Source organism: Fenollaria sp. C0166D3 (genome assembly GCF_056590255.1).
The window spans coordinates 24,641-40,027 of record NZ_JBWPVU010000003.1; the positions used below are offsets into that span (position 1 = coordinate 24,641).

The 15,387-nt window shown below is 36.6% G+C and carries 13 protein-coding genes and 4 tRNA genes; 2 read left to right on the forward strand and 15 right to left on the reverse strand.

Annotated features, from left to right (window positions below; translation table 11 throughout):
* Window position 1: 1 nt before the first annotated feature.
* Complete coding sequence (gene sdaAA / locus AC1EJ0_RS02465; RefSeq protein ID WP_304017575.1) at window positions 2–874, forward strand: L-serine ammonia-lyase, iron-sulfur-dependent, subunit alpha; 873 nt, start codon at window positions 2–4, stop codon at window positions 872–874.
* 145 nt (window positions 875–1,019) lie between these two features.
* Window positions 1,020–1,106: transfer RNA gene (locus AC1EJ0_RS02470), tRNA-Leu, on the forward strand.
* 95 nt (window positions 1,107–1,201) lie between these two features.
* Here the strand turns inward: AC1EJ0_RS02470 and AC1EJ0_RS02475 are convergent.
* From AC1EJ0_RS02475 to AC1EJ0_RS02545, 15 genes are all read right to left on the reverse strand, one after another.
* Window positions 1,202–1,501, reverse strand: coding sequence for a YerC/YecD family TrpR-related protein (locus AC1EJ0_RS02475; protein WP_058260498.1), 300 nt, complete (start codon window positions 1,499–1,501; stop codon window positions 1,202–1,204).
* A gap of 26 nt (window positions 1,502–1,527) precedes the next feature.
* A complete protein-coding gene (locus AC1EJ0_RS02480) occupies window positions 1,528–3,198 on the reverse strand; it encodes a formate--tetrahydrofolate ligase (RefSeq protein ID WP_480023238.1) in 1,671 nt (556 codons plus the stop codon).
* A 92-nt stretch (window positions 3,199–3,290) separates the two neighbouring features.
* Window positions 3,291–4,589 (reverse strand): NCS2 family permease, encoded by a 1,299-nt coding sequence (locus AC1EJ0_RS02485; RefSeq protein WP_480023237.1) that lies wholly within the window; start codon window positions 4,587–4,589, stop codon window positions 3,291–3,293.
* Between the two features lie 12 nt (window positions 4,590–4,601).
* Window positions 4,602–6,137 (reverse strand): bifunctional phosphoribosylaminoimidazolecarboxamide formyltransferase/IMP cyclohydrolase, encoded by a 1,536-nt coding sequence (gene purH / locus AC1EJ0_RS02490; RefSeq protein ID WP_480023236.1) that lies wholly within the window; start codon window positions 6,135–6,137, stop codon window positions 4,602–4,604.
* Window positions 6,118–6,732: a phosphoribosylglycinamide formyltransferase gene (purN, locus tag AC1EJ0_RS02495; protein WP_480023235.1), complete on the reverse strand. Its 615-nt coding sequence runs from the start codon at window positions 6,730–6,732 to the stop codon at window positions 6,118–6,120. Before purN ends, purH begins: the two co-directional genes overlap by 20 nt.
* Complete coding sequence (purM, locus tag AC1EJ0_RS02500; protein WP_480023234.1) at window positions 6,714–7,754, reverse strand: phosphoribosylformylglycinamidine cyclo-ligase; 1,041 nt, start codon at window positions 7,752–7,754, stop codon at window positions 6,714–6,716. Before purM ends, purN begins: the two co-directional genes overlap by 19 nt.
* A gap of 8 nt (window positions 7,755–7,762) precedes the next feature.
* A complete protein-coding gene (gene purE, locus AC1EJ0_RS02505) occupies window positions 7,763–8,242 on the reverse strand; it encodes a 5-(carboxyamino)imidazole ribonucleotide mutase (protein WP_294795502.1) in 480 nt (159 codons plus the stop codon).
* Between the two features lie 14 nt (window positions 8,243–8,256).
* Complete coding sequence (locus tag AC1EJ0_RS02510; RefSeq protein WP_294795504.1) at window positions 8,257–9,261, reverse strand: stalk domain-containing protein; 1,005 nt, start codon at window positions 9,259–9,261, stop codon at window positions 8,257–8,259.
* A gap of 101 nt (window positions 9,262–9,362) precedes the next feature.
* A complete protein-coding gene (hisS, locus tag AC1EJ0_RS02515) occupies window positions 9,363–10,664 on the reverse strand; it encodes a histidine--tRNA ligase (protein WP_480023233.1) in 1,302 nt (433 codons plus the stop codon).
* A gap of 1 nt (window position 10,665) precedes the next feature.
* Entirely contained in the window at window positions 10,666–11,364 is a 699-nt protein-coding gene (locus tag AC1EJ0_RS02520; RefSeq protein ID WP_480023232.1) for a DUF6873 family GME fold protein, read from the reverse strand.
* An 81-nt stretch (window positions 11,365–11,445) separates the two neighbouring features.
* Window positions 11,446–11,519 (reverse strand) — tRNA-Cys (locus AC1EJ0_RS02525).
* A 7-nt stretch (window positions 11,520–11,526) separates the two neighbouring features.
* Window positions 11,527–11,601, reverse strand: a tRNA-Gly gene (locus AC1EJ0_RS02530).
* A gap of 3 nt (window positions 11,602–11,604) precedes the next feature.
* A tRNA-Phe gene (locus AC1EJ0_RS02535) sits at window positions 11,605–11,680 on the reverse strand.
* A gap of 92 nt (window positions 11,681–11,772) precedes the next feature.
* Window positions 11,773–12,744, reverse strand: a complete 972-nt coding sequence (locus AC1EJ0_RS02540) for a CPBP family intramembrane glutamic endopeptidase (RefSeq protein WP_480023231.1) — start codon at window positions 12,742–12,744, stop codon at window positions 11,773–11,775.
* 7 nt (window positions 12,745–12,751) lie between these two features.
* A complete protein-coding gene (locus AC1EJ0_RS02545; RefSeq protein WP_480023230.1) occupies window positions 12,752–15,376 on the reverse strand; it encodes a valine--tRNA ligase in 2,625 nt (874 codons plus the stop codon).
* Window positions 15,377–15,387 lie beyond the last annotated feature (11 nt).

Here is a 15,387-nt window from a genome sequence, read left to right on the forward strand (position 1 = left end):
TATGTATACAAGTGCAAAAAGCATGATGGATGCATGCAAAGAACAAAATAAAACTATATATGAATTGCAACTCGATCAAGAGATGGAAGCAAGTGATATGACTAAGGATGAAATATATGATTACCTTAGAAAAACATATGAAATAATGAAAAAGTCAGCAAACGCTGGTCTTACAGAGCCCATCACTTCAATGAGTGGAATGACTGGTAAAAATGCATTTAAAGTTAATGATTACTCTATGAATTCTAAATCAATTTCAGGCTCACTTATAACAAAAGCCATGGCAAGAGCACTTTCTACATCAGAAGTAAATGCTTCTATGGGTAGGATAGTTGCTGCACCTACAGCAGGCGCCTCAGGTATACTTCCTGCAACGCTTGTTACTATGCAAGATGAATTTGATTACAGTGATGAAGAAATATTCAACGCATTACTTACTGCTTCAGCAGTTGGCGAAATAATTGCAGTTAACGCAACTATATCAGGCGCTGAAGGCGGATGTCAAGCAGAATGCGGTGCTGCCGCTGCAATGGCTGCCGCAGCCATCATAGAGCTTAGAGGCGGAAGTATAGACGATATATTCACTGCAGCAAGCTTTGCTCTTAAGAACATCATGGGACTTATATGCGACCCAGTTTGTGGTCTTGTCGAGTACCCTTGCAATCTAAGAAATGCATCTGGCGTTGTTAACGCAATCATATCAGCAGACTTAACACTAGCTGGCGTTGAAGCGCTAATACCTTTCGATGAAACAGTCGGAGCTATGGGTAATGTTGGTAAGGAATTACCAGTTTCATTAAAAGAAACAGCCATAGGCGGTATAGCTGGAACAGAAACAGCACAAAGATTATATGAAGAATTTTTAGATAAATAGTTTTGTTGATATAAGATGAGCTCTCGCTAGCGGGAGCTCTTTTATATTGCTTATAGGTTTTAGATTGATTATAACTTTTTTAAAGATTAATTAAGTAAAATTTATCTTGCAATTTTGTAAAAAGTATGTTAATATATATTGGTAAGCCGAAGTGATGGAATTGGCAGACGTACAGGACTCAAAATCCTGCGGTAGCAATACCGTGCGGGTTCGACCCCCGCCTTCGGCACCATATAAGTCATTATAAAAGCAAGTAGTTTAACACTACTTGCTTTTTTTCTATACAGAAGAAATAAATAAGGCTCCAATCAAGGAGCCTCACTTATATTAGTCTTCAATGCCTAATTTTTTGAATATTAACTTATAACCATCAGCACCATAGTTAAGTGATCTGTTGATTCTTGATATAGTTGCTGTTGAAGCGCCTGTTGCTACTTCGATTTCGTTGTAAGTTTTGTTTTCCTTAAGTTGTTTTGCTACTTCAAGTCTTTGAGCTATTGCTTGAATTTCTTTGATAGTACAGATGTCTTCAAAGAATCTGTAGCATTCTTCCATTGTTTCTAGCGATAAGATTGCTTCGAAGAAGCCATCAGTTTGTTCGCTTTTTAATTTTGAACTGTAAGCCATTTCCATTCCTCCCTATATATTTCTTTTTAGAATAATCCTACTATCTCACCTGATGGTAGTATGTCAATCTTGTCAGCTGCTGGTACTTTTGGTAAGCCTGGCATAGTCATTATGCTGCCAGTAAGTGCTATCAAGAAGCCAGCACCGTTTGATACTTTTACTTCTCTTACTACTATGTGGAAGCCTTCAGGTCTTGCAAGTAAGTCTGGGTTGTCTGATAATGAATATTGTGTCTTAGCAACGCAGATAGGCATCTTGTCTAAACCTAATTTTTCTAGGTTTTTGATGTTCTTAGTTGCTGGTACAGTAAATTCTACTCCGTCAGCTCCGTATACTTCTTTAGCGATGATTTCTAATTTTTCTTTGATTGATAGATTTACATCATATAGTGGTTTGAAGTCAGCTTTGTCTTCGTCGCATACTTTAACTACTTTCTTAGCAAGTTCAAGTGCGCCGTCGCCACCCTTTGTAAATACTTCAGTTAATGCGCATTCAACACCCATTGCAGCAAGTTTTTCTTCCATGAACTTAATTTCATTTTCAGTATCACTTGGGAATCTATTGATTGCTACAACTGGTGGTAAACCAAATTTCTTGATGTTTTCTATGTGTTTTTCAAGGTTTGCAAAGCCTTTTTCAAGTGCTTGTAAATCTTCTTTATCGTAATCTTCCTTATTAGCTCCACCGTGATGTTTTAGAGCTCTGATTGTTGCAACGATAACTGCTGCTGATGGTTTTAGTTCGCCAAATCTACATTTGATATCTAGGAACTTTTCTGCACCAAGGTCAGCGCCGAAACCTGCTTCAGTAACTGTGTAATCAGCTAGTTTCATACCAAGTTTAGTTGCCATGATCGAGTTACATCCGTGAGCGATATTAGCAAATGGTCCGCCGTGGATAAGTGCTGGAGTATTTTCAAGTGTTTGAACAAGGTTTGGCATGATAGCATCTTTCATTAATAATGTTACTGCGCCTTGTGCGTTTATGTCCTTAACGTAAACTGGTGATCCGTCACGTCTGTAAGCGATTATAACTCTTGATACTCTTTCTTTGAAGTTTTCAAGACTAGTTGATAGACATAGTATAGCCATGATTTCTGAAGCTACTGTTATGTCGAAACCGTCTTCTCTAGGGTAACCATTAGGTTTTCCACCTAGACCAACTATTACGTTTCTTAAAGCTCTGTCGTTTAAGTCAACACATCTCTTCCAAACAACTCTTCTAGCGTCGATGCCTTGTTCATTTCCTTGGTGGATGTGGTTGTCAAGCATAGCTGAGATTAAGTTATTTGCTGATGTTATTGCGTGGAAGTCTCCTGTGAAGTGTAGGTTGATATCAGCCATAGGTACTACTTGCGCGTAGCCACCACCTGCTGCTCCACCCTTAACTCCAAATGATGGTCCTAATGATGGTTCTCTTAGAGCTGAGATAGCTTTTTTGCCTAATTTATTTAAAGCCATAGATAAACCGATGTTAACAGTTGTCTTACCTTCACCTGCTGGTGTTGGGTTGATAGCTGTAACTAAGATTAGTTTACCATCTTTTTTATCTTTTAACTTATCAAAAACTCTTAGGTCTACCTTAGCTTTGTAGTGACCATATTGTATTAAGTCCTCATCATTAATATTTAAATTAGCTGCAATTTCTGTTATGTCTTTCATTTTTGCTTCTTGAGCAATTTGTACGTCTGTTTTCATTTGTACCTCCTTATAACTTTATATGAAACGTAGATTTAATTTTATACTCTACAGTATTATATATACCACATTTAATAGTTTAATAAACTAATTTATACTATAAATATATATCTTAATACAAATAGTATTGAAAGCACCCACATAAGTGGAGAAACTTCTTTTGTTTTGCCAGCAACTGTTTTTAATAAAGTGTAGCTGATCATACCGAAGAAGATACCTTCAGCAATGCTATATGCAAATGGCATCATAGCTATTGTTAAGAATGCTGGGATTGCTTCTGTGTAATCTCTAAAGTCTATGTCCATGATAGGTTCCATCATAAACATACCAACTGTGATAAGTGCTGGTGCTGTTGCTGCTGCTGGTACTAGTGTAAATATTGGTGCTATGAATAGTGCTAGTAAGAACATAACTGCTGTTGTTAATGATGTTAAACCAGTTCTTCCGCCTTCAGCTACACCTGCTGATGATTCAACAAATGTTGTTACTGTTGATGTACCTAGCATTGAGCCAACTACTGTACCTATTGAGTCAGCGAAGAAAGCCTTGCTAACTCTAGGAAGTTTACCATCTTTATCAAGCATATTTGATTTTGATGCAACACCTGCTAGTGTACCAACTGTATCGAACATATCTACGAATAAGAATGTTAGTACTGCCATAAACATTTGTGTTGAGAATACTTGTGAAAAATCAAATTTGAATGCTATCGGTTCAACTGATGGTGGTAGTGAGAATATTTTGAATCCTTCTGGTATTGTTGTTATACCCATTGGGATGCCTATAATTGTTGTAATTATGATTCCTAATAATAATGCGCCTTTAACTTTTCTAATTACTAGTATAAATGTTATTACTAATCCGATAAGTGCTAGTAGTGCTGTGCCTTCTGTGATATTTCCAAGTCCTAGAATTGTTCCTTCAGGATGAACTATAATGCCTGATCCTGATAGACCTATTAATGATATGAATAAACCTATACCTACTGAAACTGCTTTCTTTAATGTTAATGGTATAGCATCGAAAATTACTTCTCTTCCCTTAAATAATGATAGAGCGATAAATATAATACCTTCTATCAATACTGCAGTTAGAGCAAATTCCCAAGAAAGTCCTTGATTAGCTACTACTGAATAAGCGAAATATGCGTTTAGTCCCATGCCTGGTGCTAAGGCAAATGGATACTTAGCGTATAACGCCATGATTAAGGTAGCAATTGCAGCTGATAATGCTGTTGCTGTAAATACTGCGTTTTGATCCATGCCTGTTGAGCTTAAAATAATTGGGTTTACTACTAGGATGTATGCCATAGTCATAAATGTAGTAATGCCGGCAATTATTTCAGTTTTTGTGTTAGTGCCATGTTTTTTTAGTTCAAAAAACTTCTCCATTTCTTTTACCTCCTAATGTCTAAAATGTCTCATATGAGTGAATATCATTGCTATATTGTGTTCGTTGCAGCACTTTATAACGTCTTCATCAGCTACTGATCCGCCCGGTTGAATGATGGCTGTAACGCCTTGTTTAGCTAGTAATTCAACTGAGTCTGTGAATGGGAAGAAAGCATCTGATGCAAGCACTGCTCCTTTTGCTTTGTCTCCTGCCATCTTAACTGATCTTTCTACTGTGAAGAATCTATTGACGCTGCCTAGACCTATGCCGACTGTAGCTGAGTCTTTTGCAAGTAATGTTGCGTTTGACTTGCAGTTCTTAACAACTTTCCAGCCAAATTTAAGGTCTTCTATTTCTTTTTCAGTTGGTTTTCTATCTGTAACGCATTCAAAATCTTCGAAAAGTTCTGTGTCTCTGTCTTGAAGTATCATTCCAGATAGAACTTTCTTCATGTCTTTCGATGTGTATTCGTTATTAGTAATATTATCTATTGTTAATATTCTTCTGTTTTTCTTCTTATCTGTTAGTATCTTAAAAGCTTCTTCTGAATATGATGGAGCCATGATTACTTCTAGGAATATGTCTCTCATCTCTTCAGCTGTTTCGGCGTCTATCTCTCTATTGGATGCTATGATGCCGCCAAAGATTGATTGATCATCGCAGTCACGAGCCTTTCTAAATGCTTCTGCAATAGTATCTGCTGAACCAACTCCACATGGATTAGTGTGCTTAACTGCAACTATTGTAGGTCTTTCTGTAAACATCTTTAGTGTTTCAAGTGCGCCATTGGCATCGTTAATATTGTTAAATGATAATTCCTTGCCATGTAATTGCTTAGCTGATACTAAAGAACCTTCTTCAACTTTTGATTCCTTATAGAAAGCTGCGTTTTGATGAGGGTTTTCACCATATCTAAGTGAGCTGATCTTCTTGTAGCCCTTTGTATAGTACTCAGGAAATTCAATTTCTTGTTTTTTATTGAAGTACCCAGCGATTAGTGAATCGTAATAAGCTGTGTAATTAAATATCTTTCCAGCTAAATACTCTCTTGTCTTAAGAGATGTCTCTTTATTTTCTTTTAGCTCATTAAGAACTAAATCAAAATCACTTGGGTCCATGATAACTGTTACAAACTTATAGTTTTTAGCAGCGGCTCTTATCATAGATGGTCCACCTATATCTATCTTTTCGATAATCTCTTCATGTGTTTTACTTGGATCATTAACATATTCTTCGAATGGATATAGATTGTTAACTATGATGTCGATGTCTGATATATCCATCTTTTTGACAAATTCTTTATCTTCTTCAAGATCTCTTCTATAAAGAATACCACAGTGGATATACGGGTTAAGTGTCTTTACCCTGCCATCTAAACATTCTGGAAAATTAGTTACTTCAGTAACTTCTTCTACTTTTAAGCCAGCGTCTATGAGTTTTTTATATGTTCCACCAGTTGAAATTATGCCGTAGCCTAGATTTTCTAGTTCTTTTGCAAATTCAACTATGCCTGTTTTGTCATAAACACTAATCAATGCTTTTTTCATCAATTTTGCCTCCTATAATTTTATCTATCGCTTCAATCAAAATTTTGTGCTCTATCTCATTTAAAATCTTCTTCTGCAAAGATTCTGCCGTTTCGTCTTCATCCAGCTTGATTTTTCTTTGTATAATTATCTTGCCTGTATCAGTACCTTCATCAACGAAGTGCACAGTCGCGCCAGAGTATTCGTCCCCTGATTTTATAACGCTCTCATGAACCTTAATGCCCCAAAAACCATCGCCGCAGTGCTTTGGTATTAGTGAAGGATGTATGTTGATGATTTTGCCTCTATACTTTTCTATAAATTCATGCGATAGAATCTTTAAGTATCCTGCAAGCACGATTAAATCTGGCTCGTACTTATCTAAAACTTCCAATATAGCGTGATTAAATTCATCGCTATCAGCATATTTTTTAATACTAAAGTAGTAGTAGTCAATACCATTGTCCTTGGCTCTTTCTAATGCATAGGCTGCTTTTCTATCACTTATAAGGCAAACTATCTCAGCATCAAGCCTCTTTTCTTTAACTGCATCGATTATGGCTTGAAAATTAGTGCCAGAACCAGATGCTAGAACGGCTATTTTAAATTTAGACATATCTTTTCCTTAGTTTCTTTTTCTTCTATATGACCTAAGATAAAATAGTCTTCGCCGTGCTTATTAAGAAGCTCTTCAGTTTTTGCTAAATCGTCCTTAGATACTGCAAATACCATTCCTATGCCCATATTGAATGTGCCGAACATCTCTTCAATGTGTACGTCTGCCCAGTTCATAAGATATTTAAATATTGCTGGTATTTCATAATCTTTTAGATCAATAACAGCTGTGTAGCCGTCTTTAATCATTCTAGGAATGTTTTCGTAGAAGCCGCCGCCTGTTATATGCGAAATCGCCTTAACATCAATGTGTTCGATGATATCCATCATTGGATCGTAATAAATTCTTGTTGGTGTAAGTAAAACATTTAGTAAAGTATCATCAAGACCCTCGTACTTTTTGTTTACATCAACTTTATCATTATCAAAAATAATTTTTCTTACTAGCGAAAAACCATTCGAGTGAACGCCGCTTGATCTTAGACCAATGATAACGTCACCATCTTCAATCTTTGAGCCATCTATAATCTTGTCTTCATTAACTACGCCAACAGCAAAACCTGCTATATCATACTCGCCTTCTGCGTAGAAGCCTGGCATCTCAGCTGTTTCTCCGCCTATAAGCGCAGCGTGGCTCATCTTGCATCCCTCAGCAACACCTGATACTATCTCAGCCATCTTTTCAGGGATAAGCTTTGATGAAGCGATGTAGTCTAGGAAGAATAATGGTTCAGCGCCTTGGCAAATGATGTCATTGACACACATTGCCACAGCATCTATACCGATGGTGTCGTGCTTATCTAGGATAAATGCTAGCTTAAGCTTAGTTCCAACGCCATCTGTACCGCTTACTAATACTGGTTTATCGTACTTATTTAAGTCTAATTTAAATAAACCGGAAAAGTTTCCTATATCGTTTAATACTCCGTCTCTGTTTGTAGATTTGATTAGGTTTTTGATAAGTTTTACCTCTTCATAACCCTTAGTCTTATCTACACCTGCGTCTTTATATGTTAATCCCATAGCTCTACCTACTTATTAAGCTCTGCATCGATCTTAACGATGTCATCTCTCATTTGTACCTTGTAGTCTTCAAGCTTCTTAGCAAGTTCATCGTATTTGATAGCTAAGATTTGTACAGCTAGTATTGCAGCATTTTCAGCGCCATTAACAGCAACTGTAGCTACTGGAACGCCCTTAGGCATTTGAACTATTGAAAGAAGTGAATCAAGTCCATCCATTAAAGAGCTCTTTACCGGAACTCCTATAACTGGTAGAGTACTAAGTCCTGCTATGACTCCTCCTAAGTGTGCAGCCTTACCTGCAAATGTTATGATTGCCTCGATACCATTGGCTTTTGCGTTTTTAGCAAAATCAAATGCTACTTCTGGTGTTCTGTGAGCTGAGATAACTCTTGTCTCATACTCAACCCCAAAATCATCAAGTACCTTTTGTGATTTTTCAACAACCTCTTTATCAGAGATGCTGCCCATTACTAATGCAACTTTCATATAATAACACTCCTTTAATTAAAATATTTTAAATATTCCTCATTTATATAAAATTTTAGGTCCTCGCTTCTAACGTAGTGAGATCCTATATTGGAACTGCCTACCTCATCCTTGTAATAATACAAGATTATGGAATTATCCACGATATAATAATTTTTGATATTATTTCTAATGCTGTTCTTTTCTTCTTCAGTCTTAGTTAAATCCTCAAGTATCGTTTCTCTAACATTTTGTTCTTTCTTGATTAAGTCTTCGAAGCTAATCTCTTCAGCGCTATTAAAATTGAAGGTCTTTGTATAGAATTTGCTCGAAGTACTATCATCATTGTAGACGCTATTGATGTAGAAACATAATGATACCAAGCTATCATCCGATCTAGCTATATCGTATGTGAAATACATTTTCTTAAGCTTAGCATCGTTCTTTGCCTTTTCAACTTGCTCGTCAACAAATTTCTTGATTTGCTCGTTAATATTATTTCTATAAGCTCTCTTAACGTCTTCAGTACTGAAAAATACTGGATAAGCAAGACTATACTTCGCTTCGTTCACTATACCAGTCTTTATGCCATCTATGGCGTTTCTTATATATATAGTGTCAGCGACGATAAATGTATCGTAGTCAAGCAGATAATATAGAACGTCTATAGGTAGATACATCTTCATATCTATAAGCATAGGTGCATAGTCAAGCTCAATTCTGTTCTTATTTGATGTTGTATAGATCTTCGAACCAAGCTTTACCTTTATGTTCTTGATACCTTTTTTGAAATAGCAAGACTTGTCCTCGCCGTTCCAATAGATGTCGAAGTTTAGCTTTGTAAATACCTCTCTTGCCGGTATGAATAAAGCCTTTGTTGAGTCTTTCTTGCCTTCTACTTCAAGAACTTTATCTTCTAAGTCTGAGTTAACAAGGCCTGATATTTTATTTATTTTTGATTCTTCAATGTTTTTTGCATAAGAAGTAAAACTCATCAAAAACATTAGAGCAGATAAAAGTATTAATAAAAGCTTTTTCATCATACCACCTCTAAATTATTATACCACAAAAGACAAGCTACATTCAAGTAGTACTTTAACAAATGTAAAAAATCCCTATACATATGCGTATAGGGATAGATTTATTTTATTAAAGTTTTCAATTCGTCTATGCTCAAAGTCAAATTCTCTTTGCTCTTAAGGTCTCTTACTGATAATTTCTTATTATCAAGCTCCTCTTGTCCTAGGAAGATGATGTAGTCAAAGCTATAGCTTTCGGCAAAATCAAATATCTTCTTCATCTTCATCTTGGAGTAAAGGACTTCTGAGTTCACGCCTAGCTCGTGTAATTCATTTAACACGCTTATGGCGTAGCTCATATCTATATCAAGTGGAGCGACTAAGAATGATTTTTCTTCGCTATCAAATTTAGGAAGTATGTTCTTTTCACTCAATTGGAAGAACAATCTTGTTAAGCCGATGGATATGCCAACGCCAGGAAGCTCTCTTTTTGAGTAGAACTGAGTAAGGTTTTCGTAGCTTCCGCCTCCAGCGACGCTACCAAGCTCCTTGTAGTCATCAAGAACAGTTTCAATTACAGTTGATGTGTAGTAATCAAGTCCTCTTTGTAATTTAAGAGTGAATTTATAATTACTTTCATCAACATTAAATAATTTGATATTCTCTAAAACTTCTTTCATCTCGGCAAGACCTTTTAAGAAAGTTTCGTTATCTATGCCAAGTCCTTCCAAGTACTTGATAGTTTCTTCATTACTTCCTTCAAACTCAATAAGAGCAATAATCTCTTTAACAGCATCAGCCTTTATACCTTGATTAAGAAGCAGCTCTTCAAGACTTTCTCTGCCAATCTTGTCGTACTTATCAAGGGCTCGAACAGCCTCTACAGTATCTTCAACGCCTTTACTCTTTAAGAAACCATTCATAATGTTTCTATTGTTAATCATTATAGTGAATCTATCAAAACCAAACTTTTTAAATATAATGCTGATGATCTTAACAAGCTCTGCATCGTAGAACTTCGAAAGCTTTTCATCACCTATGATGTCGCAGTCACATTGGTAAAACTCTCTGTATCTACCCTTTTGGTTCCTCTCACCTCTATAAACCTTGGCAATTTGATACCTCTTGAACGGAAACTTAAGTTCATGCTCGTGCATACTCACGTATCTTGCAAGAGGCACAGTCAAGTCAAAGCGCAAAGACGTATCAGTCGAGGTATTTGCAATATTATAAATTTGCTTTTCGGTTTCACCGCCGCCTTTAGCAAGAAGTATCTCAGTCTTCTCCAAAGCAGGCGTATCTATAGGTAAAAAAGAGAATAGTTCATAAGTTTCTCTAATTATGTCCTTCATCTTATTAAAAATCAATTGCTCATGAGGTAAAAGTTCCATAGTACCCGGCAATATCGATGGTTTTACTAGCATATTAATCCTCCATTATCATCAAAGTTCCTACATCAAATATATCATATTCCGTTAAATAAATCAATTCTTTATTGATTTCTCGTGCAAATTCTTCAAGGCGAATACTATTTGCCTCGTCCCTGATATGACCCGTTAAAAATATCTCATCACGCGCATAGCCACTCGCGCCGCCTATAAAGCCATAGTCATAGTCCTTAATCTTTACAAGACCTTTATCTAGAAGTCTGGACTTGTAGCCAAGATTCTTTATTATTTCATGCAAATATTTGTCGTCCATCACAAAATATTCGCTTCCTATGTCAATCACAGAGCATTTCACATAGCCTTGAGATGAGTTTATGGTCTTGCCCTCATCAAAACGATTCATTATGGTATCAGCACATGCATCTTTCTTGCAAATCAAGTGCGTGCCCACACGAAGCGCATTAAACTTCACATCGCCTGGATACTTTTCATGAGGATCTTCATTTGCATTAATCACATTTATCTTAGTAGCCTTAAAGATCTCACTATAATACTCAAAAGACTCGTGGCTTGCAATTAAAGTCTCCTCATCGTACTTAAAAAGCGACATATCAGGATGCGTCTCGACCGCGCCTTTCAAAATTTTGCTCTCAAACGATGGAAAAGCCTTTATATTAAATTCACTAAGCTTATCACGAAGAATATCGTAGTAAGCCTTGTCGACTATAGCAATCATTTCATCACCTGAGTTAATTATATCACAAAAAGCATTTTAGACGCAAAAAAAGAAGCGTGCTTCAAACACGCTTCAAGTTTGTGGAGGCGGCAACCAGATTTGAACTGGTGGTCAAGGTTTTGCAGACCTGTGCCTTACCACTTGGCTATGCCGCCAAAAAAATGGAGCGGAAAACGAGATTCGAACTCGCGACCCTCGCCTTGGCAAGGCGATGCTCTACCACTGAGCCATTTCCGCAAATGGTGCCCAGAGCCGGGATCGAACCAGCCACACGTAGATTTTCAGTCTACTGCTCTACCGACTGAGCTATCTGGGCACACTAGTCAGTTCATACTGACTAGTCTATGATACTATAAATTTATTTAATTGTCAAGGCTTTTTTTATATTTATTTAATATTTTATAAATATTATAAAGCCATGTTCTTTATAATGCCTAAAGACATAAGTAGTGTTGCTCCTGCCATGATTAGCCAAACTAGTATATTAAAGGCAAGTGGCAAGTATGAGAATTTCTTTGGCTCTTCTACGTCCAATGTGCAATCTGTCTCTTCTATCACTTCTTTTGTCTTCATCTTTGATAAAACTCTATATAGCACAAAGATTATGACTATAGCTATGAGCACCATAAAGACGCCTTGTAATAGGCCTATATCTAAATCGGCCTCGCCTAGTGTAATCATCTTCATATCGTTTACTGCGCCCTCAGCAATATCCTTTTGGAAGATGCTAAGTATAACTGAGCAAGTGTTAAATGTGAAGTGTCCAAGCATTGACGAGTAAAGCGAATTTGTTTTTTCATTTAATACTGAAAATACATAGCCTAATATGAATGGTGCTACTATGTTGTATGGATTCACATGCATTAGCATAAATAATAGTGCTGTGTAAAAGTATGTGAATTTTCTTCCCTTTGCTCTCTTAGCTGGTGCGCTTAGTAGGCCTCTTACGAAGAATTCTTCGCAAATGGCTGGAAGCACCCCTATAATCAAAACGCTGTATATGCTCATTAGTCCGCCTGATTTGACATTGATTTGAGGCACTCTTACCTCGCCAAATAGGCTATAGAACTTGATTAAAAGTGTTGAACTTATTCCAACTAGTGGATAAACTAAAAGTGTTAGTAGAACTGATATAAGCGCTTCTTTTCCAGTGATTTTATTTAGTCTAAAGTATCTTTTGAAATTAACTTTCTTTTGCTTTACATAAACAAGGACTGGAACTAGTAGTATCAGTACTTCTCCTGCGAATAAACCTAGGTAAAGGTCTATTGTTTGAAGCATTGAGCCTAGGAAGATGTATGCAATAAAAAGCAGTGTGTAAAGCCATGAAGCTTTGTTTATGTCTATGCCAGTTTTGTTTAATCTATTTTCTTTATACATATCCCACCTACTTTAATTCTTCTAATCTTGTTAATGTCTTATCTAATAGCTCCTTATAATTATCTAGCTTTTCTCTTTCTTTGTCAACAACATCCTTTGGTGCCTTGCTAACGAATTTTTCATTTGATAGTTTTTTCTCAAGTCTTTCAACTTCAAAATCTAGCTTTTCTTTTTCTTCCATAAGTCTTTGTTTTTCTTTTTCGAAATCTATTAACTCATTTAATGGGAAGAATAGTTCTGCATTTGTCATCATTATCGATGTAAAATCTTTATTGATGGCGTCTTTATTGTCAAGTATAGTGATCTTGTCTATATGCTCAAGGTCTTTGAAGTAGTTAGCACTGTCAGTATAAAGCTTTCCTGCTGCTTCGTCGTTTGGATAAACTAGCATCGAGAAGTGCTTTGATGGCTCGATGTTCATATCTGTCTTCATCTTTCTAATGGCCTTGATAGCACTCTTAATTAGTTCTAAATCATTTAGCTCTTCTTCATAGTACTTTATATCCTTTGGCCAATCGCTGATAATTAGTGGAGTCTTTCTATTTGGTAAGTAGCTCCAAATCTCTTCTGTGATAAATGGCATAAATGGATGAAGTATCTTTAAAATATTTTCCAAGATATATAAAATAACGTTTTGCGCGTTTATATTGTCTCTATCGTATAATCTTGTCTTAACAAGTTCTATATACCAGTCGCAGAAGTCTTCCCAGATAAAGTCTTGTACTTTTGCAGCTGCTATGCCTATCTCGTACTTATCAAGGTTATTATTGATTTCGTCTACAACAGTTTTTAGTCTTGATATGATCCACTTGTCTTCTCTTTCTAATTTGTCGTAGTCAAGACTATAGTCATATCTATCATCAAGGTTCATAAGAACAAATCTTGATGCGTTCCACAATTTATTAGCAAAATTTCTTTGTGGTTCAACTTTTTTAACGCTATATTTAATATCATTACCAGGAGCATTATTTGTAATTAACGAGTATCTAAGTGCATCGGCGCCATATTCACTAATTACTTGTAGTGGGTCTATGCCGTTACCTAGTGATTTACTCATCTTTCTGCCTTGTACGTCTCTGATAAGACCTGTTAATAACACGTCTTTGAATGGTACTTCGCCTGTTTGTTCAAGGGATGAGAATATCATTCTACTTACCCAGAAGAAAATTATGTCATAGCCTGTTACTAGTAAATCTGTCGGGAAGAATCTCTTGTAATCATCTGAGTCTGTGTCTGGCCAGCCAAGTGTTGAGAATGGCCAAAGAGCTGATGAGAACCATGTGTCAAGTGTGTCTTCATCTTGTTTTAGATGAGTTGATCCGCACTTATCGCACTTTTCTGGTCTTTCCTTGCTCACTATATACTCGCCACAATCTTCACAGTAATAAACAGGAATTCTGTGTCCCCACCATAGTTGACGTGAAATACACCAGTCTCTGATGTTTTCAAGCCAATTTTCATATATCTTTCCAAATCTTTCTGGAATGATGTTTACTTTGTTTTCTCTATATGCTTCAAGGGCTTTTTTAGCCATATCTTCCATCTTAACGAACCATTGAAGTGAAGCTAACGGCTCGATAATGGTATTGCATCTTTCGCAGTGACCAACAGAGTTTTCATGTTTTTCTACCTTAACCAATAGGCCTTGTTCATCAAGGTCTTTGATGATTCTCTCTCTAGCTTCGTATCTGTCAAGACCCTTGTAAGCGTAAGCATTTTCATTCATCTTAGCATCTTCGTCTATGACGATAAGTTGACCAAGATCGTGTCTAGCACCTACTTCAAAGTCGTTAGGGTCGTGTGATGGCGTAATCTTCACGCAGCCAGTACCAAAGGATGAATCAACGTATTCATCGGCGATAACTGGTATTTGTCTGTCTGTTAGAGGCAAGTCAAGTGTTTTGCCAACTAAGTCAGTATATCTTTCATCGTCTGGATTAACAGCTACTGCTAAGTCCCCTAAAAGTGTTTCAGGTCTAGTTGTTGCAATAGTTACAAAGCCAGTCTTGTCTGAGTATGGGTACTTTATGTACCACATCTTTCCCTCTTGTGGCTCGTGAATAACTTCTGTATCGGATATAGCTGTATGACAGTGTGGGCACCAGTTAACTATCCTCATTCCTCTATAAATATAATCTTTTTTGTATAATCTTTCAAATACTTCGTAAACGGCCTTTGTTAAGTGCTCATCAAGCGTAAAGCTATCGCGTGACCAATCACAAGATGAACCAAGCTTCTTTAGCTGCTCTTTGATGTTGCCGCCGTACTTGTGAGTCCAGTCCCAAGCTTCTTCTAGGAACTCTTCCCTTGTTAAGTCGCTCTTCTTAACGCCTTCTTCTCTAAGCTTTTCAACTACTTTTGCTTCTGTTGAAATGGACGCGTGGTCAGTTCCAGGTAGCCAAAGTGCGTTGTAGCCTTGCATTCTCTTGTATCTGATAACAATATCTTGTATAGTGCCATTAAGCGCGTGACCAAGGTGAAGGTTACCTGTTACATTTGGTGGCGGCATGATGATGGTAAATGATTCTTTACTATCGTCAGTACTTGGCTTAAAATACTCATTGTCCATCCAAAATTTATAAATATTATCTTCAAATTCTGCTGGATTATATGATTTCTCTAAATTTTTCATAATTCCTCCTG